Origin of the sequence: Levilactobacillus sp. HBUAS70063 (genome assembly GCF_038374745.1) — a bacterium.
Classification (GTDB): domain Bacteria; phylum Bacillota; class Bacilli; order Lactobacillales; family Lactobacillaceae; genus Levilactobacillus.
In genome coordinates, this window is record NZ_JBANSM010000003.1 from 47,657 (window position 1) to 70,902 (window position 23,246).

Sequence of the window (23,246 nt, forward strand, 5' to 3'; positions counted from 1 at the left end):
TGAGTGTTTGCTCACTCATTTATAGCCCTAGCATACGTCCTGACCGCCGAGAAGTCAAGACTTATTTGTATCCGATTACATCCCCGAGCGGTTGCCTTTTAAGCCGACATAAAAAGTGGTTCCTCGGTTAAGGAGCCACTTGGTTAAACCATCTTTATTTACCTTCATTGGGCGTCTCGTTCGCCACGGCGGTCAACGCCAGCTGCCGAATCTGATCGACCAATTCATCGTGGTCGCCCGCAATCTCCGTGAGTAAGTTCTCGGCAACCTCCTGACGTAACTTGACGATTTCGGGATAAATCCGTTCGCCCCGCTTCGTCAACGACAGCTCGTAAACTCGCCGATCCAACTTCGACTGGCGCTTACGCACGTAGCCGAGATTAACCAGCTGATTGACCGCCCGCGTGACGTTGCTGGGATTGAGATACGTGAGGCTAATCAACTTATCCTGAGTGAGGCGCGGATGCTCATGTAACCGTAAAATATAGTAATACATGCTGGCATTCAACCGATACGGCTGTAATCGTCGATCCAAAGCGATGCGGGTATAGCGATTAGCGATTGAGAGCCATTTAACGATGTCTGAATCATTTCCCGTGGTGGCCATGCGCCGCCTCCTTCTCCGTAAACTACGTGCGCAAGCATATTCTAAAATCTCGGAAAAGTCAAGCCGCCTACCGCACTGGCTTCGCCCGGAAATTATGGTGTAAGCCGGGCCAGACCAGGTGATCGGCCAAACCAATCAGCGTTCCATTGAAGAGCAACGTAAACAAGGTTCCCCAGTTCACGGAATACAGCTGATGCGTGTTAATCCAGCAGACCAGAATGATAATAACCGGTGGGGTAAACGTGAGAAGTTGGGCCACGATGACATTGTCATGGCAGTATAGAAATCGCAGAATATTCGTGGTATCGTCATTGGGATGCATGACCAGGTTGGCCCGCTGATACATGGAAATGGCCGCACAAAAGATGACGATTCCCGTGATGGCTAGCAGTAGCCGAACGATCGCCGATAACCGCATGATACCAAGTCTGGTAAAGGTCGTCGAGAAGATGTCCACGAAGTAGCTAAAGAATAAGACAAAGCCGATTTCACCCAACAATCGCGGAAAGTCCCAGTGGCGCAAAAGCAGTTGATTCACGAACGCGGCCAGACAGCTCACCACAAAGATGGCCAAGCCCACGCTAGTCCCCAGCCAATGACTGAGATTAACCTCGGAAGCCGTCCAGGGACTCGTCCCCATATTGGAGGCCACCGAAAGGCCGTTACCAAAGGCATTGACCACCAGTCCTAGAAGCAACGCGAGCCATCGTTGCGTCATTGTATTCTTAATGGTTAGTCGCCTCCTGGGCCGATTTAACGGCAAAGTTATGCTTTAGGCTGGGCCAGATGAAACGGTCGGTTAAATTGATGATGGTTCCCGTAAAGATTAAAGCAAAAACCGTGCCTAAGTTAATCGCAAATAACTGATGCGTCACAATCCAACTCACGACGATAATCGTCACCGGTGGAATAAAATTCAGTAGCTGCGCGTGTAAAACATTGCCATGGCAGTACATAAACCGGAGAATATTGGTCGTATCATCATTGGGATGCATGACCAAATTGGCCCGTTGGTAGAGTGAAATCGCAATACAAAAAATCGTGACCCCAGCCATGGCCAAGAATCCGCGCGTCACAACCGATAATCGCAGAATTCCCATCTGATAAAACATATGCGTAAAGAAATTTACGAAGAAGCTGACAAAAAACATGAACCCAATTTCGCCAAAGAAACGACGCGCGTCCCAATGCCGCAACAGAAATTGGTTGGCAACTGCCGCTAAGCAACTGACGATGAATACCGGCCAGCCAATCGCCACCGTAAACCACTCGCTCAAGTTGACTTCTGACGCCATCCAAGGACTAGCGCCCATATTGGCGGCCACCGTCAACCCGCTGCCAAAGGCGTTGATGACTAAGCCCAAGATCAAGGCGATCCAGCGTTCTTTCAACGTATTTTTGATAAGTACCATCTCCTGATTCAGAACTCGTGACGTTGGTTGCTTCCCAACGCTATATACGTTCTACAATACGCCTATCCTTCCAAAATGTAAGCGGCTACTAAAAATTAATTGGCTCCCCATTCAAAAAACGTTGCGCATCTCCCTATACAACGGAGAAATCCGCAACGTCTCATTTTCATATTTAGTAAGCCAATGAATTGATATTAACCCGTTTTGTCTTGCTGGAGGCCCAGAATGGCACCTTGACCACGCCAACAATCTTATCCTTGTCCACGAAGCCCCAGTAACGACTGTCGTTGGAAACACTCCGGTGGTCACCCAACACGAAGTATTTCCCTTTAGGAACCACGGTCGCAATCTTTCCGTTCTTGCCACCCTGCCAATCGTTTTGACGTTGTAGACTGGCCAGCGTCCAATTCCCGGTCCCAGAAGTCCGTTCACTCTGGCTGATAAAGCTTTGGTTAACCCGCTTGTTGTTCACGTAAATGTAGCCGTTCTTGCTCTTAACCGTGTCCCCAGGCAAACCGATAACGCGCTTGACGTAGTTGGTATTGGGCTTGGCGGTCGGGTCTTCCCCGTGCGCGTCAAAGACAATGACGCTGAGATGCTTAACTTTCGACATCTTCCAAGCAAAAACCTTTTCATTATTATTCAGATTGGGCTCCATGGATGGTCCATCGACCCGCACCCGGGTAAAGACAAACTGCTTGAGGGCTAAGGCAATGGCCAGTCCAATCACGATTGGCACAATCCAACTCAAAACTTCCTTTAGATTCTTCATGATGGCACTCCTTATTTTCGGGAATCTCTAATTATGTTATTATCATACACCACCGGCGGCACTTCGCACATTTATTTTAGCCGGCGGCGTCGCTTTTAATCATAACATTTACGTTCCGGCGTTCCCACGCTTTACACAAAATTTACGTATTTGAGACCAAATTGAAAAATTCCTGTCACGTTAGGTCTTGCAAAATCCCCAGTTTCCAGCAATAATGGAGCAATACGCTTTACCTTACATAATGACCTGGGCCGCCATTCTGCAGTAGAGTGGCGGCCCAGCGCCGTCTTCACTGGTTATTGCGAAATTAATAATTACATTGAAAGGGCTGACTGCTTTTGAATCCTACTCTTACCCGGCGCCGGCAAATCTGGCTAACCCTCCTTCTGGGAACCGTCAGTGCCACCGGTCCCTTAGCCATTGACCTCTATCTGCCAGCCTTACCGCAAATGCGAACCCAGTTTGCCACCAGCGCTTCGCTGATGCAACTGAGCATTACCGCCTGCCTTATCGGCCTCGCCCTGGGGCAGCTGATTGCGGGGCCATTGTCCGATCAATACGGTCGCCGTAAGCCTTTGATTACGGGCTTTGTCATCTTCGGCCTGGTCTCACTGGCGATGGCCTTTATTCATTCAATCACTTTATTAATCATCCTTCGCTTCGTTCAGGGGCTGGCCGGAGCGACCGGTCAAGTCATGGCCCGGGCCGTGGCGCGTGACCTCTTTTCCGGGAAAAAATTGACGCGGTTCTATGCGCTGTTAAACACCGTCAACGGCGTCTTTCCCATCATTGCACCGATTATTGGGGGCTTCATGATTCACTACGTGGACTGGGAAGCCATCTTTATTCTGCTCGCGGCGATTGGCCTGGCCATTGCGCTAGCCGTGGCGTTCGGCCTCCCCGAATCGCTACCCGTGGCCGATCGACAGACGGGCGGTTTTCACAGTTCGTTAGGGGCAATGGGGCGGCTGGTCGTTCAACCGGCGTTCTGGCCGTTGATCTTAGCCACTGGACTGGTCTATGGCGGCCTCTTTAGCTACATTTCCGCCTCAACTTTCGTCTTTCAGACGGGCTTTGGCATGGCGCCACAGACCTTCAGTCTTCTCTACGCCTTCAATGGTTTGGGGATCGTGGTCGGCAGTAACCTCCCCGGACAGCTCTCTCGGCGTTACACCAACCGCCAACAGGTCACGAGCCTGCTCGCCATTGCCGCAGGCGTTAGTCTGGTGCTTTTGGCTAGTCTGCTGTTCCCCGCCAACGTGTGGGTCGTCAGTGGCTTGGTTCTCGCCATGGTCATTTTGATTGGCGCGCTCCTCACCCTGACGGTCACCATCATCATGGACCAAGCCAGCAAGAATGCCGGCGGCGCCTCCGCCGTGATTGGCCTGGCCCAGAATGCCTGTGGTGGTTTGGCTTCGCCTTTGGTCGGTTTGACCGGTCAATCCTACGCCGCCATGGCCGTGATGTTATTCGTCTGCAACGCCGGGGCCTTGGGGCTGGTGAAGCATCAAGGTAAAACGGTCAAATCTGCTTCATAAATTTAAAATCATAGCGCCACGCGCCGTCAAAAAATGCGTCCTACCAATTCCCTGGTAAGGCGCGTTTTTTACTTGTCGTTGCCCCATTGATTCAGCTGGGTGACGACATTTTTTAAGATTTTAATGCCTAAGCTCAAAACTACTAGTTTTAAGTAATTCTGCCCCATCACTAATACATTCTTCAAAGACTAATCACTAATCAATTACGAACGTATTAAACGAATTAGGTTCCAGCGTTGCCTGAACACTCTTAGAGCTATCTTCTGGATCAGCAAAAGTAAAGGGTAATGACCGATTCAAAGCATTTTGTACTACAACTACCAATTGGCCATCTGGATTACGAAAAGCTTTACCCATTGAGTTAAAGTGCCCCGTTGTTTCCAAAACTTGAGCACCGGGCTTTACGTAATGAGCATAGTGTCGCATGACATAATATTCTGGATTGCGCGTCACTTGTTTGGTCTTAGAATCAATGGAGAACAGGGAATTCTGATGCCACCCCCACGTGCTAATACTGTCGCCCAAAATGATGTTCCAATACGTATAAGCAGTCGCTCCAGCCGTGAAATAATGATTAACTAAATGGAAAATATATTCTGCATACGCCCAACTATTTTCACCGTAACCACATTCCGATTCCGTTTGGATGAGCTCCAATTCTGGCCAAGATTCATGCGTCCGCTCGATCGCATTTTTACCGGCCCATTGATACCCGATTCCCTTGATATACTTACGCGCCTCATCGTCAAATAAGATATTATCCACATAACGATTATAGTTGTCTAATTTAACACCTGCAGCATTAAATGACATATCTTCAGGACCATTCAAAGTCCCCAAGAATATCTCCGTATCAAGGCCCTCTCGCTCAAACGTAGGCCCCAGATAATCTCTAATGAACACTCGTAAGTCTTCACTATTCCAAAGACAAGAAGGAAATTTTTGATCTGCAAAAACTTCATTTTGTGGACAAACCCGCTCAACATGAATACCTTGTTCTTTGTATGCACGAATGTATTTTACAAAATAATTTGCATAAGCTTGTAAATTCTCGGGTGTCATCACCAGCCGACCAAAATTATAAACTTTTGGAAATTTCATCCAAGTTGGCGGTGTCCAAGGGCTAGCAAACAACTGTAGATTGGGCTGATACTTCTTCGCATTCTTAATATAAGGGATTAAGGTTTGCTTATCATGATCCACAGAGAAATTGTCTAAGTCATAATCGCCATCGGTCTCATCGTAACTATACCAAGTTTCAGCGAAGTCATTAGCACCAATGGGCGTACGATTGAAAGTAAAGTTCAGTCCAGACGGTGAAAATAGATCTCTGTAAATTGCTTGCTGATCATCATCAGCTAATTGCTTTAGAGGCAAATAGCCCAATTCATTAAAACAACCGCCAAATCCACGTAACTTTTGAAGCTTCTTCCCAGTCAATTGTAAGTCTTTAGATGTCGTCACATTAGGTATTTCTGGGGTCTTCTCTTGTAAATAATTATCTGGGGTACTTGCAATCCAAATACTCATCAGTCATTATCCTCCTTAAAAAACAATCATTGTTTACTTAGTGGAACGAATCATTTGAATGAAGACGCAAGCCAGTAAGACGAAAACAATCGCAATTGGGAAAACTAGCTTATAGCCGCCCATTACCACGACAATACTCGTTACAATTGGTCCAACCGTTTGACCAAGGGTCGTCGCAATGTTTAGAATTCCCAAGTCTTTACCAGCTTCTTCTTTATTTGGTAACACATCGATATTAAGTGCTTGATCAACGGCCCCATAAACAGCATATCCTAACCCAGCAAAACCAGCGAACAGAATCATAGAGAATGGTGAACGCATGACCCAAGGCAACAAATACCCCACAGCCAGTAAGATCGCGGATACAATCACTGGCAACTTTCGACGACCAATCGCATCAGAGATAGCTCCAGAAGCTAGTGAGCCAACTAAACCAACAACCATTGTCACCACAGACATCACAGAAATAGTTGCAGCTGCATCCGTCTTCCCTTGTCCAATGTAGCTCTCCAAAATATATAGCTGGTAATTCAAAATCATGTAATAACTGAAGATCAACAGTGTCCGACCCAAGAAAGCCAGCCAGAAATCACGAGCTCCCTTTAATGGTGGACGGAAGGAGGCCATCAACTCAGCAAATCCACCTTCCACAGCAGGTAAGTCCTTAGCCGATTTTTCATGTGGCCATACAATAACAGTACAGATGCCAGCGATTCCCATTAAAATCCCGGCAATAATAAATCCTGGAATTTGAATGGAAATGAATCTTGCACCAATCAAAGTCCCTACAGACGTCCCACAAGTCGTTCCGGCAGACATGAATGCTGACATGGTAGCCCGCATATCGTCTGACACCCGATCAGATAATGTTGCAATAACTGGAGCAATCATCATGTTTAATCCAATCATGCTGACACAGTATGAGATACCAATAGCCCATGCATTGTCCAGAATTCCAATCAGAAATAACGAGACACCACCTACAATCCCACCGGCAACAACCCATGGCGTCCGACGACCAAAGCGGGAACGTGTACGATCAGACAAGTTTCCAAAGACTAAGTTAGCAACTAATGAAGCAATCGCCGTTGCCGCATTTAAAACACCGAAAATCGCAGTTGAGGTATTGGGTCCCACCAAGTCCTTCAAATGTTGAGGGAGTAGAACGGCTGAAACAATACCTAGACCGCCCATCCATAACAACGCGAAAATGAAGAAACTGATTGAGAATCGAACCTTACTTGTTTTGCTCATCGTTATTTTTTCTTTTGAATTTTCCATATTCTTTTCTCCTCAAATGTTTGCGCTTTCATTTTATGCAATTAAAGAAGACGCTTAGTCTCCTTCAATAATGGCAACGCCCCAAGGTTCGAGTTCAAGAGAGTCATTGACCTCTTGATCTTGAATTAAGTCTTTTCCATTCGCTGGTCGCTGTACCGTCTGTACCGTTTCGGAATAATTAAAGTAGTACGTTAGGGTCTTACCCAAATCATTTTGTCCCTGCTTTACAATTACCGGGAAGTTTTCAGCAAAAGTACTCAGATTAATTTCTTTGGCATAGGCCCGTACTAGGTCAGCAATAACCTCCGTTGACGGGTAACAACCAATGTAGATAACCGACCCTTTACCAAACTGATTCTTAGTAATAGCTGCGTAATCAGCCCAATTAGGATCATCATACTTAGCCAAAACTTCGGCCGTATCAGGTATCAATAGTTCCATCCAGTCTTGCAAGGAATTATCCTGGATCTCCCGCAAGCTAGCAGTTTGACCCACCAACTTTGTTCCCTCGGGATCTACAAACATCTCGTAATGAACCCCACTAGCCGCAGAGATAATCCCCGGTTGCCGGTCAGTCCGTACTTTAACATGTTCGTCAGTAAAGCCCGACTTAAACGTGTAAATAACGTGGCCACCACGTTTGACATAATCATTTAGTGCTTGTAAAAATTCATCGCTAATGCTATATAATGCAGGAACCACAATTAACTTGTAGTCGTCTAGCTGAATGTGATGTTCATCCGTGATATCAGTTCGAATATTTAGTCGATAGAACTGGTCGTATAACGACCGGAAAAGATCATTGTACGTATTTTTATCAGAAAACGGAAATGTATTGAGAGCCGTAAAGCTTTGGTTGCTAACCAAGAAAGCAACTTCCGATTTAATTTTGAAATTAACTAAATGTGGGGATAATTTCTTTAACTCTGCCCCAGTTTGCCGAACTTCATGATAGACTGGATTCGGCTGGAAGTCATGACTTAGAATACCTTTCCAGTACGTCTCAGCGGAATTGTGAATAGAATGCCAGTGCCAATATTCCACCATATTTGCCCCCGAAGCTAAATGACTGTAAGCCAATTGCCTCAGTTGGCCTGGATAAGGAACTTGCCACTTAAAGGCTTGTGCTTGCGTTTCCATTACGAGATAATTGTCATGTTTAAGTGTTCTTAACTCATCTCCAGCAAAAGAAACTTCTGTCCCCGTCAGATATTTACGAGACGGATGGTAAATATCGCCACCAGCATAATCCAACGCCTCAGCGGCATCAAAGTGATTGACATCCGGCTGAACACCGTACGAATATCCTCGCCATTCAAAATCGAAATTATGGGTAATGAATTGCTCTGGTTGGCGGTATTCCTTAACTAAGTTAACCTGCCACTGTAAATAGTCTGTAACTAACTTCTGTCGATATTTATCAAATTCTGCCTTTAAGCTTCCATTGATGGTTCCATCCATAGACGGAAAATCTTCCCAGGTATTAATCCGGTTACTCCAATAATTCAGTCCAAATTCATCATTGAAACGTTCTAAGTCATTATCAAATTCTCGCTTAACGTATTGCACAAACCCTTTTTGAACATTGTCACTAGATGTCCCATAATGCTTGGTTTCATTATCAACCTGAAAACCAATAACCGCCGGATGACTTGCAACGTGAGCAATCATTTTACGAATAATCCGTTCTGCATAGTATAAGAAAGTTGGGTTGCTGATATCGAAAATTTGACGTGCACCATAAGGTCGACGTTGGCCATTAACTTGAACCATAACCTCTGGATACTTCTTAGCTAACCAAGTCGGGATAGCATAGGTCGGCGTTCCTACGATAACTTTAATCCCAACAGCATGCATGGCATCAAGCACTTTGTCCAATGGTGAAAAATCAAAAACACCGTCTTGTTTTTCATAAGTTCCCCAAGTACTCTCACCGATACGAACCACATTGATATTGGCTTCTAACATCATCTCAATATCTTTATCTAATCGGTCTGTTGGTAAATATTCGTAATAATAAGCTGTTCCATATAAAATATTTTTCATTGTTTAATCCTCATCCATTTCTTGTAAACGCTTACTTATGTCATTATTGCCGATTTAACTGTACTTGTACATGGCTATTTTTAGCCAAAAAAGACCCAAATCAAACATTTGAGAAAGGAAAATACCCATGGATATCCTGAAGAATGCCCACCGTCTTCCAGTTCTCGATTGGAATCTTAATTTCTTTGGCGGACACTACCAAAAAGTTGCCAATAACTGGACTGTTCCCCTAGACAAGCACCAAGCCTTTGAGCTAATTTTTGTCATTGAAGGCCAGGAATACCTCTCTATTGAGCACGAATCTTATACCCTCAACCAAGGAGATTTCGTTTTAATTCCGCCTGGTTTTCGGCATCTCGCTCGTGCGATAGACAATTTAACCTACTTCTGCTTTCACTTTGACCTAGACGAGCCTAATTTTATCGTTCAACTCATTCAAAGCTCACCGATCTTCTTCCCAAAGAGTGAACCGTTAAATAATCACATTATCCCTATTTTACGTGAATTGATTGGACTAGTTTCACTCTCAGCAGACTATTCCTTCAAGGATAAAATGCAAATCCAAATCTACCTCTCACAGTTACTAATGATTTTTAGTGACCTCATCCCAGCCAAATCACCAACTACCAATGCAAGTCAATCACGTTACGCCAAAATCATTGCCGAAACGCTTAAATCAACTTTAAACGATGCTATCCTCCATCCTGTAACGGAAACTACTGAACAAATTTCCATTGCGGATCTGATGGCTTCAATTGGTATTAGTGAGGGTTATGGCAATCGTGTTTTCAAAGAAGCTTACGGATTTTCCCCACAAAAATACCTTTCAGAATTAAAACTAAAGTGGGCTAAGAAAATGCTCTTGAAACCACAATTCAGTGTTGCCGAAATTGCCACTGCACTCGGATATCAAAACGCCTCTCACTTCAGTCGACAATTTAAGCGTTGGACTAAAATGTCACCGAAAACTTATCGCCAGATTGTGGCTAAAACTTAGTCATTTCATTACTGACTTGTAGCTTCTAAAACCTGACGTTTTAGTTTAAAAGGAGAGTTTGGGCTCAATGCCTAAACTCTCCCTTATTTTTTCAGTAACTTTTCGTTAAATTTTGCATCATCGTAATCGATCTTTTAAGAAGCAATCTACACAGAATCTTTCTTCAAATATTCTAAATTTTCCCGTTCCTATTTCGAAACACATTGGGCGTCATCCCCGCATAACGTTTAAACACGCTGGCATAGTGACTAGCTGTGGAATACCCATAATTAAATGCAATGGCACTAATCGCCTGTTGTGTATAAACCAAATCGCGTTTACTAGCATTTATTTTTTCTCGTTGTACATACTCGCTAAATCTTAATCGTTGATTTTTCAGAAACAGTCGTGAAAGATACTGTGGGGTCACCTGACAATGAGCACTGACTAACCGTAGCGTTATCTTTTCATGGAGATGTGTCTGAACGTACAGCTGACACCGACGTACAATTCGATTACTGCCTTCTATCTTTCCGGTTCGTACGTCATGAACCATTTGCGTGTATGCCATCTTCGCTCGTAAACCCAAGGCTGTTATCTCTTGAATCGTTTGAGCCATCTCAACCGAATTAATATACTGGTCATTAATCGTAAATGATTGTTCGGGGTCTACTCCCCCTCGAATTGCTGCCCGTGCTAGCAACGCCAAGTCTACTATACCCAAATTCTTGAATGAACGCAGTCTTGTCGGCCCTAGTCGTGCAAAGTCACCTTCAAAATTTTCATGCAAACTCGCTTTCAACCCGGCAATATCTCCCGTGGTCACACTATTTAACTCTCTTAATTCCTGATCATATGGATTATGAATAAAAGTATTCTCTTGATTCTGATTGAAAAGTTTTGCGATCCGTATTGCGTTGTCTTTCAGCTTGTCACAGCTGAGATTATTCTTTGCATACAAATCACTTGGTCGTAAATCTCCACCTGTTAAAACGTTTTGGAGTAAACATAATCCCTCTAGCCATGTGTCCATCGAACATAGCTGAGAATGATTTTCTGCTGAATTTGACTCTGCAATCAGTATTGGACCTAAGATATAAACAATATTTTCTTTACGAATTAATGCCAATGAACGTCCATCTGGCCACTCACATAACTTAGGATACTGTGAAATTGATTTAGCTACCAATCTGACAAGCTTCGATTGTTCTGATTCCATTGATTTATCTATTGTTTGCTGACTTAAGCATCGCGCTAACTTTTCATGATCATATATAAAAATTGGCGTATGTAATAAGCGCTGTAAGTAATCTAATACAATATCTATCGTTGTTCGCATGATTTTCTCCTACAATTTTCATTTGCTTATCTGATAATTGGGTTGTTTATTTGATATAAAAGCGGTTACACAAGCATTATTATAAATCCATAAGGAGGAAATCACTATGAAACTTCATTTAAATTCTCGTGATACGTACGGAACGATTAATCCCAAAATTCACGGCCAATTTATCGAATTTCTTGGTAACTGTATCGACAATGGTATCTGGGTTGGGAGAGATTCCAAGATTCCAAATATTGCTGGTTTACGAACGGATGTCATCACTGCTCTTAAAAAGCTGGAACCACCTGTTGTCCGCTGGCCAGGTGGTTGTTATGCCGATACCTATCACTGGCGTGATGGCATTGGTAATCCTAAAAACCGACCCATCAGTTTTAACGAAAACTTTGGCACCTATGAAGTTGACTACCATCAATTTGGTACTGATGAGTTCATGACCTTTTGCCGCTTAATCGGTGCAGAACCTTGGATAAACTTGAACTTACTCAGTGGGAGCATCCAAGAAATGAAAGACTGGCTAGAGTATTGTAATCGCAAGCAACCAACTTCACTAGCCAAGCTTCGTCAAACGAATGGACATGCCGCGCCTTACAACGTTAAATATGTCGGTATTGGTAATGAAGTTTGGGGCGGTGGTGGCTCCATGACTCCTCAGCAATATGCTGAAGAATATCGTAGGTATGCAACCGCTATGCCCACTTTTCAAAAGTCCCTCTTTGACAAAGCTCACCTTTACAAAATTGCTAGTGGCCCTGATGGGAATAAACCTCAGGAACGTATACACTGGACTCAAGACTTATTAGAAGCTTTGTCTAAGTATCGTCAACCTGCCATTGACGCTATCGATCTTCACTTCTACAACTGGAATATTAAGCATAAAACGGATACACCCACTAATTTTACCCCCGAAGACTGGACTCGAGTCATTCATAACGCATATGAACTCGATGATGTTTTAAGTGAGCAAGAAGACCTAGTCACCAAAGGACTCGCCAATATACCCATTCCCGAATCTCCCCTGGATCAGCGGCTCAACAACATCGATATCGTTGTCGGAGAATGGGGGAATTGGCATCAATCTGCGTTCACTGCCCGACCAGCACTATATCAACAAGTTACCATGCGCGATGCTATCACAACCGCCATTAGCCTTAACATCTTGCAACGCCACTGCCAAACTGTTCAGATGGCTTGTGTTGCGCAAATGGTAAACGTTCTAAATTCTCTTATTCTAACCTCTGGCGAACATACTATTCTCACACCAAACTATGATGTTTTCATGATGTACAAAGGACATCGCGGCGGCCATGTATTAAATTTAACCACAATATCCCCCGATATTGATGTCTTTGCCTCAGTTAAGAATAACCTGATTACGGTTAATCTTACAAATACGACGATTGATACTCCCCAACCACTTACACTTGAATTTGAACATGAAGTTCAACTGCAAACCGCTGAAATATTAAATGCTAATCATGTTACCGACTACAATAATGCGACACATCCCAATGCTGTGCGCCGTCACCCCCTCACTACTGATAAATCAATTGGCAAACAACAGACTTTCACACTACCAGCGGCCTCGATCACCACGCTTCAGTTCCGTTGCATTGAATCATCATAGGTTTAACAAGCACTGAATATCGATGTTCTTTCTAACAAAAATAAAGTCGGTAAAGTTTTGGGTATTCTAAACATCGCGACAACTTTAGGACAAACAGTCAGGCCCCCATTGCCATTATCTTTCTCTTAGTTGTTTGCATCTTTATCCAAATGATCCGTTCAACTAAATAATTTCACTATCATTTCGCGATTATACCAATCCTCGCATTATAAACCGAGGTCAGATTTGGGTCTTTTCCAGTCTGATTAACCGCTTTTACATTGATCCTAGTCCTGATAAAATGATTATGAAAGCGCTTCATAATATTAGTTAAAAAGGAGCTTCTTTATGACATCACCAATCACACATAACTTTATTCAACAACTGACTCTAACCGAAAAAGCCAGCCTCGTTTCCGGCAAAGATTTTTGGTTTACGGCCGGAATCGACCGACTAAATCTTGAGAAAATCATGATGACTGACGGTCCGTCCGGCTTGCGTAAACAGGCCGATAGCGCAGACGCCTTGGGCTTGAATCAAAGTGTCAAGGCCATTACTTTCCCCGCCTCTGCCCTAACCGCCGCTTCATTTGACCGACAAGCCTTAACCACCTTAGGTAAAAACCTCGGGGAAGCCGCTAAAAACGAAGGCGTCAGCATCCTCTTAGGTCCTGGTATTAACATGAAACGCAGTCCTCTCGCTGGACGAAACTTCGAATACTTCTCCGAAGATCCCCTCGTTGCCGGAGAATTAGGCGCAGCCTATGTCAAAGGGGTTCAAAGCCAAGGCGTTGGTGTTAGCGTTAAACACTTCGCTGCCAACAACCGGGAAAATCAACGTTTTACGTCTTCATCTAATATGAGCGAACGGGCACTTCGTGAAATTTACCTATCTGCCTTCGAACGGATCGTCGTTAACGCCCACCCGGCCACGCTGATGTGCTCATACAACGCCATTAATGGGACATTAAATTCTCAAAACTTTAAGCTCTTGACCAAGATTTTACGAGATGAATGGGGCTTCGATGGTGTTGTTATGTCTGACTGGGGCGCCGTTGCCGATCACGTTGCTGCGCTCCGGTCTGGACTTGACCTCGAAATGCCCGGGAAAGGCCCGCAGTCAACAACAGAAATTGTCGATGCCGTCAAGCACGGCGATTTAACCGAAGCAACTCTTGATATCGCCGTTAAGCGCGTTCTGCAAATGGTTCACGACTGGCACGTGGACAGCCAACCTAAGACCTACGACAAGGCTGCCCAGCATGAGTTTGCGCGTCAACTCGCCGCTAACAGTATGGTTCTGCTGAAAAATAACGACCAGACATTGCCGCTATCGTCGATCAAAGATGTTACTATCTTGGGCGAACTAGCAGACAAGCCACGCTATCAAGGGGGCGGGAGTTCCCATGTCAATGCCTACCGGATAACCACACCACTGGAAGTAGCTCAAGTTGCTGGTAACACCAACTATCAGGCCGCTTATAGCTTAGACGCGGAAGAGCCAGACGCTAATCAGATTGCGAAAGCCATTGCTACTGCTAAACAGGCTACTAAAGTTGTAATCTTTGCTGGTGTTCCCGAGGCCTTAGAATCTGAGGGCTTTGACAAAACGACTATGGCACTACCGGATAACCAAAACGAATTGATTAAACAAGTCGCTGCGGTCAATCCTCACACCATCGTCGTCCTCCAGAACGGATCTGCCATTGAAATGCCTTGGGCCGACGATGTTGCAGCGATTCTTGAAACCTACTTAGCTGGTGAGGCAGTGGGCGAAGCCACTTGGGACGTGCTAACGGGTGCTGTCAATCCTAGCGGAAAATTAGCAGAGAGTTTCCCTCTCAAACTTGCCGACAACCCAACATTTGGGACATTCAATGCCAGTCCTTTGACCGAAACCTATCATGACGATATCTTTATTGGCTATCGTTACTACGACTTAAAACAACGAGCTGTTCGTTTCCCATTCGGCTACGGGTTGAGCTACACCCACTTCAGCTACCACAACCTAACCGTTACTGACCATGATCAGAACGTCGAAGTTAGCTATCAGATTACCAACGATGGTCACGTTGCTGGACGAGAAATTTCTCAGATCTATGTTGCCAACCACGCCAGTCAGGTGGAAATGCCCATCAAAGAGCTCCGCGACTTTGCCAAAACAACATTAGCCGCTGGCGAAACGAAGACGATTACGCGGATACTTCCTCGACGCGCCTTTAGCTGGTACAACGCTGATACTAATAATTGGCAAATGGATGATGGTCGTTATACCATTCTCATTGGCCGTTCCTCACGTGATCTGGACCTACACCAAGACATCACGTTGGCTTGGAATCCCCAGGCAATGGCTCCCATCACTAATAACACCTATATTGGTACTGTGATGGCCCGACCAGAGCTCCGATCTGCCCTAGAAGCAACCGGTATTGCGAAGAACTTCGATGCTCTAGCTGGTGATGATACCAATAGCGAAATGATGAAGAATATGCCACTACGTTCTGCTATTATGATTGGTGTCAATACCGAACAACTTGATGCCTTCTTAAAGCTTGCGAACCAACCGCAATCAGATGAAGTTCATTAAATCTTGCTCTACATTTGATCAAAAAATGCGTCCTACCAATTCCCTGGTAAGGCGCGTTTTTTACTTGTCGTTGCCCCATTGATTCAGCTGGGTGACGACATTTTTTAAGATTTTAATCCCTAATTGGTAGTCCGGTTCCGAACCCAGCATGCGAAAGGCCAACGTCCACGCATCGTGGTAGGCGCTCACCGTCAGTTGAAAGTTCGGCATGGTCCGGTAAGTCCCGGCGAAGTAAATCTGGGTCACCGGAATATTGCCAAAATTCAGTCGCGTCTGATCCACGTGCCCGAAGTTGGCAAAGGAAACGGCCGCCGATTCGCGATGCTTTCCCGCTAGGCGTCGCACCAGTTCCGGTGGCAACGCCCGACTCATTCGATTAATCTCCACAAGCGGCGGCAGGTAGGCCAAACTCTCATGCAACCGCGTTATCGTTGCCTGCGTACGAACTACCACGTCCTGCAGGGTATCTCCCTCCTGAACCGTGATGGGCACCGGCATCTGACTGGTCAGATTGGCGACCTGGACGACATTGCTGGCAGCCACCGGACCGTGTAAGCGCAAGTCCACCTGATAGGGAATCACCAGCCGGCGTTCACCGGTCAGGGAAAATAAGGCCAGCGCATATGCCGACAACAGGACCGCATTCATCGTGACACCCTGCTGACGGGCTAACTTCCGCAGCTGTTGGCTCTCGACTCTAGGAATCAACGCCTCGCCCTTATGATGATGAACGTTGCCCGCCAGGCGAGGAAACCGATCCGCCATTGACACCGCACTACTTTGTGGCAAGGGCCGGTGGGGGTGCCGTAAGAAGTTCATAATCCGCCGTACGCTTCGTTCATTCACGAAATCCGTGAGGTCCTGCCCATCATAGGCGGCGGCCAAAAGATAGAGGTAGTGCTTGAAGCCCTCGCCATCCGTCAGCAAACGACTCATAATTAAGCGCAACTGGTCATAATCGGCGTAATGAATGATTTGAATTTTCAACTGGGGCCCCTGGAGCACGTCCAGCCGTCCGCGACCGGGGTCGTGACTGGCGTCGTATTCCTCAATGACGTGGTTGAGGCTATTGGATTGCTCCTCAAAGCGGTTGCGCCGCAGATTGTAGCGACTCAACACCTGCGGAACCACCGTCTGGGTCGTCTTAACCGCGACCTCTAGCCGTTCCACATCCACGGGATGCATCAGGCTCAACGTACACTCCAACAAGGGATACGTCTGTGCCAAATCTAACGTTGGAATCAAGTCCAACGGTTCGCCACGATAATTCACACGATCACCCCTTCTGCATAATTTAGATTCAGTATAGCAAAGCGACTCGGCCGCCCTCTACGAATCCACCAAGATATAGCGAAAAGTTAATAATCCTGTAACCTAATTTGGAGTCTGGTAGAATGGGAGTTGATTGTTAAAGAATGGAGGACAGCCATGACCACCCAACCCACACCCGTGCCCTGCAATGCCACGCTCATCGTGACCACGCACCGGGTTTTCCAACCAGATTTAAATGAACATCAGACCGTTTTCGGCGGCAAGATTCTCTCACTCGTGGACGATAGCGCCTCCGTGGCAGCGGTTCGACTCACCCATAAGACCGTCGTAACCGCCTCATTTGACCACGTGAGCTTTCTGCGCCCCTTCCACCTCGACGACTCCATGATTCTGGAGGCCTACGTCAGCGGTACCGGTACCCGCTCGCTGGAGGTCTTCGTGAAGATCATCGGCGAGAGTCTGGCGACCGGCGAGCGGTTCGTCGGTTTTACCTGCTTCATCACCTACGTCATCGACGATAAATCCGTCACGGCACCCCTTCCCGGCGTCACCCCGGTAACTGATGAGCAGCGCTATCTGTGCGCCGGGTACGCCCAGCGAACCGCCCAGCGAAAGGAACGGCGCCGCGAGCAAGCGGGGCTTAACGCTCACGTCACCACGAATTCACCGTGGCCGGCGGGCTAAATGTTTCATGTGAAACACCACTGTCGACGCGTCAGTCGGTGGTGGTATTTTCGTCTGGAATTGTTCCACGTGAAACCGTCCACCACTCCTGCGCCAGGATGCCAAATTGGTATAAATCCAACCAAGCGCCATCCTGATACACGGCCTCGCGGTTAATCCCTTCGCGGACAAAGCCTACCGCCGTATACGCGCGTAACGCCGCCTGATTGTTGGCATTCACATCCAAATTCACCTTGTGCAGGCCCAACTCGTTAAAGGCAAACGACAACGCGGTATTGAGTGTATCAACGCCAAAGCCTTGTCCGCGATCGCTGGCCACCGGTAAGGCAATGCCCAGTTTGGCTCGGCGATTCTTGAGTTGAATCTCATCAAGCAAAACCCAGCCCAGCAAGCCATCATCGGCATTGGCCCGAACCATGAAGAAGAAGTGGTCATCGCTGTCCGGATCGGCAGCGAGTTCGGCGTATTCCGCCGCCGTCCACGGATGTAAGGCGTCCGCCGACAAATTCCGTAGCAAACCGGGCTCCCACTGCGTATCCTGTAACCATTCGGCATCCCCGTCCCGCATTTCCGTCAGATGGACTAGCTGCCCTTGCACCACATTTTTCATTCGATTGCCCCCTTGGCATTTTCTCTTACTCTACCACAATGTTCACCAAGTTGAGTGCGAATTGTTGGCGCCCACCGCTAAAACCGGTATACTGATCCCAGTCAAATATGGGAGGTTCCTTTATGAAAATTACAATTATTGGGGCAACAGGTATGGCCGGTTCAGCACTCGTGACCGAGGCGCTCCGGCGTGGACACACGGTCACGGCGCTGGCCCGGTCGGCGGATAAACTGGCTAAGTTGCCAACACATCCCCAGCTCACGACTCGGGTTCAGGACGCCTTTGCCCTGACGACCGATGAGCTAGGCACGGCCGACGTCGTCATCGACGCCTTCGCCACCGCTCCTAGTCTAGCCTTTCAACACGTCGACCTCGCGGCTAGTCTGGTAGCTAAGTTACGGGCAACCACCACGCCGCGGTTGGTCTTCATCCTAGGGGCGGGGAGCCTCCACACGGGTGACGATCACCACCTGTTCGTTAACGACATCGCCAAAGATCCCAACGCGGCTAGCTTTCTCAGCGTTCCTCAAAATCAATTGAAGGAATTGAACTTCCTACGTGATGTAGACAACGTCAACTGGGTCGGCGTTTCACCGGCCGCGAACTTCCACCCCGGCGAAGCGACGCCCTACCTAATGGGCACCGACGAATTGCTGGTCAATGAAGCGAAAGCGTCCGGGACGTCCGCCGGTACCATGGCCGTAGCCATCCTCGACGAGCTGGAACACCCGCAACATCACCAAACCCGCTTCACCGTTGCCGATAAATAAATTTGTAAGGGGTGCCCGTTTCCTTGGGCACCTTTTTTTGCTATGCTTACCTATGGTCTGCACGACCGTACTTACATACAGAAAGTTGCGATTACTTTGAAAACTCGATTATCTTGGCGGGAACTGCTCTTTATCGGCATGATGTTGTTCGGTCTCTTCTTTGGCGCCGGCAACCTGATATTTCCCGTCTTTCTAGGGCAACAAGCCGGTTATAACGTGGCACCCGCTATCGTGGGCCTGCTAATCACCGGGATTGGTCTCCCCTTACTGGGGGTCACCGGGATCGGCCTGACCCGTAGCGAGGGCGTCTTCGACCTGGCGACGACCGTCAACCGGCCATTTGCCTACGCCTTCACGGTGCTCCTGTACCTGACGGTGGGACCCTTCTTTGCCCTGCCCCGTCTGGCCACAACCTCGTTTCAGATTGGCCTGGCGCCGTTCGTGAGTCCGGCACACCAGGGCGTGGTGCTGGCCAGCTTCTCCATTCTCTTCTTCGTGATCGCTTGGTGGTTAGCCCGAAATCCGGGGAAGCTGATGACCTACATCGGCAAGTGGCTCACGCCCATCTTCCTGATTTTACTAGGCCTCTTAATCCTCGCGACCTTTATCAAACCCATGGGTGGCTTTCACTTTCCGGCTCGCGGCGCCTACGCGGCTAGTCCGCTAGCCACCGGCTTTACGGAGGGGTACAATACGCTAGACGCCTTGGCCTCGCTGGCCTTTGGGATCGTGGTTATCGACAGTATTCGCGCATTGGGCGTGACTGAACCCGGTCAGATTGCCAAAGACGTAATCAAGGCCGGCACCATTAGCGTGGTCCTAATGGGACTCATCTATACACTTTTGGCCTTGATGGGCACCATGAGTCTGGGCAAATTCGCCGCCGCGGCCAACGGGGGTATTACGCTGGCACAGATTGCCAACCAATATTTCGGCGTCTTCGGTAACCTACTATTAGCGCTAATCGTCATTATCGCCTGTCTGAAGACGGCCATCGGGTTAATCTCGGCCTTTGGCGATACCTTTCACGCCATGTTCCCGCGACTATCTTACGCGGGGCTGACGATCTTCGCCAGCATTCTGCCCTGTTTGTTCGCCAATGTGGGGTTGACTAAATTAATCAGCTACTCGACGCCGGTCCTGATGTTCCTGTACCCCTTGGCCATCGTTTTGATCGTCCTCGCGGTGCTGTCACCGATCCTCGGCACCAGCCGGTGGTTATTCGGTCTGACCATGCTCTTCACGCTGATACCGGCCATTTTCTCGGGGGTCGCCGCCCTACCAATTAGCCTTCAGCGGGCCAATTGGAGTCGCGCCATTCTTGCACTGAACCAGCAACTGCCCCTCGCTACTCAAGGCTTTGGGTGGGTTCTACCGGCCGCCATCGGCCTGGTTCTCGGTTGGCTCGTGAACCAGTTGACGCATTTGAAATCAAATTAAACCGACTTCCCAGTCGCGCCGTCTCTCAACGGACAGTCGCGGCTTTTTTACTGTATTTTTACGAATCGGCGATCACCGATTCGCATTTTTCGAGATAATTTGCTAAAATCAGGAAAACTCATTCGAAAGGTGCGCGTCCATGAAAAAATATGCCATCATTGATTTAGACGATACTCTGCTTGACTTTACCCGCGGTGAAAATGAAGGGGTCACCCAGTTACTCCGGGAAAACGGCATCACCGATGTCCAACGCGGTCTGGCCACTTACGTGCAGATCAACCGCAACATCTGGCACCAAATTGAACTGGGGGCCGATCGAAAACCACTGCTAGATCGCCGCTTCACTCAAGCCTTTGGTGCCTTGGGGGTCACGGTTGACGGGCTGGCCCTGGAGAAGCAATACAAGTCGATGCTGGATCACAACTACTACACGCTCCCCGGCGCTGCCGCCTTTCTCGCGAATCTTAAACGCGCCGGTGTAACGGTCATCGCCGGTACCAACGGCACCAAGTCCATTCAACTTAACCGTCTGCGCGGATCGCACTTAACGACGTACTTCGATAACGTCTTCATCTCCGAAGATGTGGGCTTCGACAAGCCGGATAAGCGCTTTTTTACGCCCATCTTCGCCCAGTATCCAACCATGTCTGCGGCCAATACCGTCATGATCGGCGACAGCCTACACTCCGATATTTTGGGTGCGACCAACGCCCACCTCGACAGCATCTGGTTCAACCCGCGGCACGTAGCCGGTTCGGCCGATTACCGACCAACACACGAAGTCGATTCCTTTACGGCGCTTGAACAACTCCTGTTGGCTTAGAACCCAAATCGCCCGTTAACGTTGCTTTTATAGACGTTAACGGGCGATTTTGTCAGGTGTTTGATATTTTTTTTATTTTTAAAGCATTAATTTACCCCTTTAACCAGAATTTTTGGTATGATAGTAACAAGTTATTAATCAAAATCTCATATTCTCATTTAACGAAACGAGGTGAAGACCATGACCGAAACACGTTTTCCAACCACCCCCGCTAAAATTTTCGTTCTCATTTTAACGCTTGTGCTGTTTGTTGCCATGTTAGCTCTTCAAGAGCCCCAAATCGTTGCCTTTCTCTGTTTTAGCTCGCTGATTACGGTGATGCTGCACTTTAACGTCTTTGAGAGTACGACCGACCGTAACCCTTTGAATCGGATCGACTTTACCTTACAAATTGTCTTCCTAATTTCATCCATCGCCCGAGCCTTTATCCTAGGGGGCGGGAATTATTAAGCCACGTGAGCCGCAAGGACATGCGGCCTTTTTAGCCCCATTCCATCTTATCGAGATCCGGATAGGTGGCCGCCTGGGGCGTTGGCTGTGCCGTTTCCAACGCGGCCTTCAGCGCTTCCCACTCGTGCTTGGCTAAAATAACGACCGACTCGGCATCGGTCCCATCGGTCGGCGTTACCACGACCGTTTCCTGACGATGATTGACCTCTTCTAGAATCTGCAACAGGGCTTGTTGTGCCGCTGCTGGTGAATAACGTTTCATGTCGTCGTCCCCCTGATTACAAAAATCCCGCTTGCGTCGATTATTCAGCGTTCACGGGTTTTCTCCAATGACCATTCTTTTAAGCTGGTAAGTTAACCAGCGTCCCCAGTAACACGGCCGCCAGAATAAGCTGACTGCCGACTAAATACCACGCTTGGCGCTGCCAGAGTACCCGCGTGGCCGCCGGATAAGTGCGGTGGCGATGCTGAAAGTAACTCACGGTCATGGCTAGGATATCCACGAACACGAGCAGACCGATCACCCGGGCATCCACCCAGTTCGGTCGCCACAGACTAATCGCGACGTACAGTAACCCTAAGTATAAAAAGCCATGGTACACCGTACGACTATGTGTGGGCCGCACGGTGGTGGCTTGTTGCAGCTGGTGCAGTGTGTGGTGGTGCAACCCGTGACTCACCAGGACCAAGATAATCCCTAGACTCAACAGACCGATTCTCATAACGTAAAACTCCCTACTCGAGATTTAATTCCCCAGGGTTTCATTTTACCGAAGGTTAGCTGTGATTCCTAGGCAATTTCCGACTTCTTCATTCCTTAGCATAGGAGGCCTTGCCCCATGACCAGAAATACCATTTATGTGTTCCTATATCCGGGGTTTTCACCCTTTGAAATCACGTGCCTGACCAGTCTTTTCGCCTTTGCCGAAGCGCCACATCCCCTTGTCACCATCGCTGCAGACCGGACCCCGATCGAAAGTGAAGATCACTTTCACGTCTTGCCTGACCAGACCTTGTCGGACACCGACCTACGTGACGCACAATTGTTGCTCTTACCCGGAATTGATGACTTTCGCATTCCCCTGGCCGACCAGCGACACTGTGCGTTTCTCCGACGCGCTCAGAAGCAACTCCCCGCAATGAAACTTGCGGCGATTTCGAGTGCGCCCATCTTACTCGCTCAGGCTGGTCTGCTGGATCATCACCAGTTCACGGCTGGCATCTTCGAAGAATTTTACAGTCAGTACCCCTTCATCCCCAAGCAAAACCTCCGGCGCCAGCCAGTGGTGGTCGACGGGGCCCTCACCACGGCCATCGGTTTTGCCTTCCGCGAGTTCGCCATCACGGTAGCGCGCCAATGCCACATTCCGGCCGATGCGCAGAGTTTCGCCGAAGTCCGACAAACGCCACCTTATACGGCCGAGGAGTTGACTTTTCACCTCCCGGATGCTTAATCCATGTCGATTAAGCCCGGTCACCATTTAGGTTAACCAATCAACGT

General features: G+C 47.8%; 22 protein-coding genes. 10 read left to right on the plus strand and 12 right to left on the minus strand.

The window, feature by feature from the left end:
• Positions 1–154: 154 nt before the first annotated feature.
• The 4 genes from V8I28_RS05170 to lepB form a co-directional block, all read right to left on the minus strand.
• Positions 155–607 carry a MarR family winged helix-turn-helix transcriptional regulator gene (locus V8I28_RS05170; RefSeq protein WP_341779060.1) on the minus strand — a complete coding sequence of 151 codons (453 nt, stop codon included), beginning with the start codon at positions 605–607 and terminating at the stop codon, positions 155–157.
• Between the two features lie 67 nt (positions 608–674).
• Positions 675–1,325: a YczE/YyaS/YitT family protein gene (locus tag V8I28_RS05175; RefSeq protein ID WP_341779061.1), complete on the minus strand. Its 651-nt coding sequence runs from the start codon at positions 1,323–1,325 to the stop codon at positions 675–677.
• 7 nt (positions 1,326–1,332) lie between these two features.
• Positions 1,333–2,019 (minus strand): hypothetical protein, encoded by a 687-nt coding sequence (locus tag V8I28_RS05180; RefSeq protein ID WP_341779062.1) that lies wholly within the window; start codon positions 2,017–2,019, stop codon positions 1,333–1,335.
• A 172-nt stretch (positions 2,020–2,191) separates the two neighbouring features.
• Entirely contained in the window at positions 2,192–2,791 is a 600-nt protein-coding gene (gene lepB / locus V8I28_RS05185) for a signal peptidase I (protein WP_341779063.1), read from the minus strand.
• Between the two features lie 338 nt (positions 2,792–3,129).
• Here lepB and V8I28_RS05190 point away from each other — a divergent pair, with 338 nt between their 5' ends.
• Entirely contained in the window at positions 3,130–4,329 is a 1,200-nt protein-coding gene (locus tag V8I28_RS05190; RefSeq protein WP_341779064.1) for a multidrug effflux MFS transporter, read from the plus strand.
• Between the two features lie 195 nt (positions 4,330–4,524).
• On the opposite strand, the gene V8I28_RS05195 is transcribed toward V8I28_RS05190, so the two are convergent.
• From V8I28_RS05195 to V8I28_RS05205, 3 genes are read right to left on the minus strand one after another with little or no spacing between them, the layout of a single operon-like run.
• Complete coding sequence (locus tag V8I28_RS05195; RefSeq protein ID WP_341779065.1) at positions 4,525–5,859, minus strand: glycoside hydrolase family 30 protein; 1,335 nt, start codon at positions 5,857–5,859, stop codon at positions 4,525–4,527.
• A gap of 33 nt (positions 5,860–5,892) precedes the next feature.
• Positions 5,893–7,140 carry an MFS transporter gene (locus V8I28_RS05200; RefSeq protein ID WP_341779066.1) on the minus strand — a complete coding sequence of 416 codons (1,248 nt, stop codon included), beginning with the start codon at positions 7,138–7,140 and terminating at the stop codon, positions 5,893–5,895.
• 54 nt (positions 7,141–7,194) lie between these two features.
• Positions 7,195–9,186 carry a beta-galactosidase gene (locus tag V8I28_RS05205; protein WP_341779067.1) on the minus strand — a complete coding sequence of 664 codons (1,992 nt, stop codon included), beginning with the start codon at positions 9,184–9,186 and terminating at the stop codon, positions 7,195–7,197.
• Between the two features lie 127 nt (positions 9,187–9,313).
• On the opposite strand from V8I28_RS05205, the gene V8I28_RS05210 reads away from it, so the two are divergent.
• Positions 9,314–10,183 (plus strand): helix-turn-helix domain-containing protein, encoded by an 870-nt coding sequence (locus tag V8I28_RS05210; protein ID WP_341779068.1) that lies wholly within the window; start codon positions 9,314–9,316, stop codon positions 10,181–10,183.
• A gap of 172 nt (positions 10,184–10,355) precedes the next feature.
• Here the strand turns inward: V8I28_RS05210 and V8I28_RS05215 are convergent, their stop codons facing one another.
• Positions 10,356–11,501 carry a helix-turn-helix domain-containing protein gene (locus tag V8I28_RS05215; protein WP_341779069.1) on the minus strand — a complete coding sequence of 382 codons (1,146 nt, stop codon included), beginning with the start codon at positions 11,499–11,501 and terminating at the stop codon, positions 10,356–10,358.
• A gap of 106 nt (positions 11,502–11,607) precedes the next feature.
• On the opposite strand from V8I28_RS05215, the gene V8I28_RS05220 reads away from it, so the two are divergent.
• Positions 11,608–13,131 (plus strand): alpha-N-arabinofuranosidase, encoded by a 1,524-nt coding sequence (locus V8I28_RS05220; protein ID WP_341779070.1) that lies wholly within the window; start codon positions 11,608–11,610, stop codon positions 13,129–13,131.
• A gap of 327 nt (positions 13,132–13,458) precedes the next feature.
• Positions 13,459–15,696: a glycoside hydrolase family 3 C-terminal domain-containing protein gene (locus V8I28_RS05225; protein ID WP_341779071.1), complete on the plus strand. Its 2,238-nt coding sequence runs from the start codon at positions 13,459–13,461 to the stop codon at positions 15,694–15,696.
• A 60-nt stretch (positions 15,697–15,756) separates the two neighbouring features.
• On the opposite strand, the gene V8I28_RS05230 is transcribed toward V8I28_RS05225, so the two are convergent.
• Complete coding sequence (locus V8I28_RS05230; protein ID WP_341779072.1) at positions 15,757–16,968, minus strand: condensation domain-containing protein; 1,212 nt, start codon at positions 16,966–16,968, stop codon at positions 15,757–15,759.
• 156 nt (positions 16,969–17,124) lie between these two features.
• Here V8I28_RS05230 and V8I28_RS05235 point away from each other — a divergent pair, with 156 nt between their 5' ends.
• Positions 17,125–17,652, plus strand: a complete 528-nt coding sequence (locus V8I28_RS05235; protein WP_341779073.1) for an acyl-CoA thioesterase — start codon at positions 17,125–17,127, stop codon at positions 17,650–17,652.
• A gap of 31 nt (positions 17,653–17,683) precedes the next feature.
• On the opposite strand, the gene V8I28_RS05240 is transcribed toward V8I28_RS05235, so the two are convergent.
• Positions 17,684–18,262 (minus strand): GNAT family N-acetyltransferase, encoded by a 579-nt coding sequence (locus V8I28_RS05240; protein ID WP_341779074.1) that lies wholly within the window; start codon positions 18,260–18,262, stop codon positions 17,684–17,686.
• A gap of 122 nt (positions 18,263–18,384) precedes the next feature.
• Between V8I28_RS05240 and V8I28_RS05245 the strand changes: the two genes are divergently transcribed.
• The 4 genes from V8I28_RS05245 (at position 18,385) to V8I28_RS05260 (ending at position 21,745) form a co-directional block, all read left to right on the plus strand.
• Positions 18,385–19,032 carry an NAD(P)-dependent oxidoreductase gene (locus V8I28_RS05245; protein ID WP_341779075.1) on the plus strand — a complete coding sequence of 216 codons (648 nt, stop codon included), beginning with the start codon at positions 18,385–18,387 and terminating at the stop codon, positions 19,030–19,032.
• 96 nt (positions 19,033–19,128) lie between these two features.
• Positions 19,129–20,472, plus strand: a complete 1,344-nt coding sequence (gene brnQ, locus V8I28_RS05250; RefSeq protein WP_341779076.1) for a branched-chain amino acid transport system II carrier protein — start codon at positions 19,129–19,131, stop codon at positions 20,470–20,472.
• A 139-nt stretch (positions 20,473–20,611) separates the two neighbouring features.
• On the plus strand, positions 20,612–21,295 hold the full coding sequence (locus V8I28_RS05255) for a YjjG family noncanonical pyrimidine nucleotidase (protein ID WP_341779077.1): 684 nt from the start codon (positions 20,612–20,614) through the stop codon (positions 21,293–21,295).
• 180 nt (positions 21,296–21,475) lie between these two features.
• Positions 21,476–21,745: a hypothetical protein gene (locus V8I28_RS05260; protein WP_341779078.1), complete on the plus strand. Its 270-nt coding sequence runs from the start codon at positions 21,476–21,478 to the stop codon at positions 21,743–21,745.
• Between the two features lie 31 nt (positions 21,746–21,776).
• Here V8I28_RS05260 and V8I28_RS05265 read toward each other — a convergent pair whose 3' ends face one another.
• Positions 21,777–22,007: a type II toxin-antitoxin system Phd/YefM family antitoxin gene (locus tag V8I28_RS05265; RefSeq protein WP_341779079.1), complete on the minus strand. Its 231-nt coding sequence runs from the start codon at positions 22,005–22,007 to the stop codon at positions 21,777–21,779.
• A gap of 79 nt (positions 22,008–22,086) precedes the next feature.
• Positions 22,087–22,467, minus strand: a complete 381-nt coding sequence (locus V8I28_RS05270; RefSeq protein WP_341779080.1) for a hypothetical protein — start codon at positions 22,465–22,467, stop codon at positions 22,087–22,089.
• Between the two features lie 117 nt (positions 22,468–22,584).
• Here V8I28_RS05270 and V8I28_RS05275 point away from each other — a divergent pair, with 117 nt between their 5' ends.
• Entirely contained in the window at positions 22,585–23,199 is a 615-nt protein-coding gene (locus V8I28_RS05275; RefSeq protein WP_341779081.1) for a DJ-1/PfpI family protein, read from the plus strand.
• The last annotated feature ends 47 nt before the right edge of the window (positions 23,200–23,246 follow it).

Bases quoted from the DNA above. Each gene is read 5' to 3' on its own strand.
- lepB (WP_341779063.1), bottom strand. From the start codon at position 2,791: ATGAAGAATCTAAAGGAAGTTTTGAGTTGGATTGTGCCAATCGTGATT.
- V8I28_RS05195 (WP_341779065.1), bottom strand. From the start codon at position 5,859: ATGAGTATTTGGATTGCAAGTACCCCAGATAATTATTTACAAGAGAAG.
- V8I28_RS05260 (WP_341779078.1), top strand. From the start codon at position 21,476: ATGACCGAAACACGTTTTCCAACCACCCCCGCTAAAATTTTCGTTCTC.
- V8I28_RS05245 (WP_341779075.1), top strand. From the start codon at position 18,385: ATGAAAATTACAATTATTGGGGCAACAGGTATGGCCGGTTCAGCACTC.
- V8I28_RS05240 (WP_341779074.1), bottom strand. From the start codon at position 18,262: ATGAAAAATGTGGTGCAAGGGCAGCTAGTCCATCTGACGGAAATGCGG.
- V8I28_RS05255 (WP_341779077.1), top strand. From the start codon at position 20,612: ATGAAAAAATATGCCATCATTGATTTAGACGATACTCTGCTTGACTTT.
- V8I28_RS05270 (WP_341779080.1), bottom strand. From the start codon at position 22,467: ATGAGAATCGGTCTGTTGAGTCTAGGGATTATCTTGGTCCTGGTGAGT.
- V8I28_RS05220 (WP_341779070.1), top strand. From the start codon at position 11,608: ATGAAACTTCATTTAAATTCTCGTGATACGTACGGAACGATTAATCCC.
- V8I28_RS05215 (WP_341779069.1), bottom strand. From the start codon at position 11,501: ATGCGAACAACGATAGATATTGTATTAGATTACTTACAGCGCTTATTA.
- V8I28_RS05210 (WP_341779068.1), top strand. From the start codon at position 9,314: ATGGATATCCTGAAGAATGCCCACCGTCTTCCAGTTCTCGATTGGAAT.
- V8I28_RS05180 (WP_341779062.1), bottom strand. From the start codon at position 2,019: ATGGTACTTATCAAAAATACGTTGAAAGAACGCTGGATCGCCTTGATC.
- V8I28_RS05225 (WP_341779071.1), top strand. From the start codon at position 13,459: ATGACATCACCAATCACACATAACTTTATTCAACAACTGACTCTAACC.
- V8I28_RS05205 (WP_341779067.1), bottom strand. From the start codon at position 9,186: ATGAAAAATATTTTATATGGAACAGCTTATTATTACGAATATTTACCA.
- V8I28_RS05275 (WP_341779081.1), top strand. From the start codon at position 22,585: ATGACCAGAAATACCATTTATGTGTTCCTATATCCGGGGTTTTCACCC.
- V8I28_RS05200 (WP_341779066.1), bottom strand. From the start codon at position 7,140: ATGGAAAATTCAAAAGAAAAAATAACGATGAGCAAAACAAGTAAGGTT.
- V8I28_RS05235 (WP_341779073.1), top strand. From the start codon at position 17,125: ATGACCACCCAACCCACACCCGTGCCCTGCAATGCCACGCTCATCGTG.
- V8I28_RS05265 (WP_341779079.1), bottom strand. From the start codon at position 22,007: ATGAAACGTTATTCACCAGCAGCGGCACAACAAGCCCTGTTGCAGATT.
- V8I28_RS05175 (WP_341779061.1), bottom strand. From the start codon at position 1,325: ATGACGCAACGATGGCTCGCGTTGCTTCTAGGACTGGTGGTCAATGCC.
- V8I28_RS05170 (WP_341779060.1), bottom strand. From the start codon at position 607: ATGGCCACCACGGGAAATGATTCAGACATCGTTAAATGGCTCTCAATC.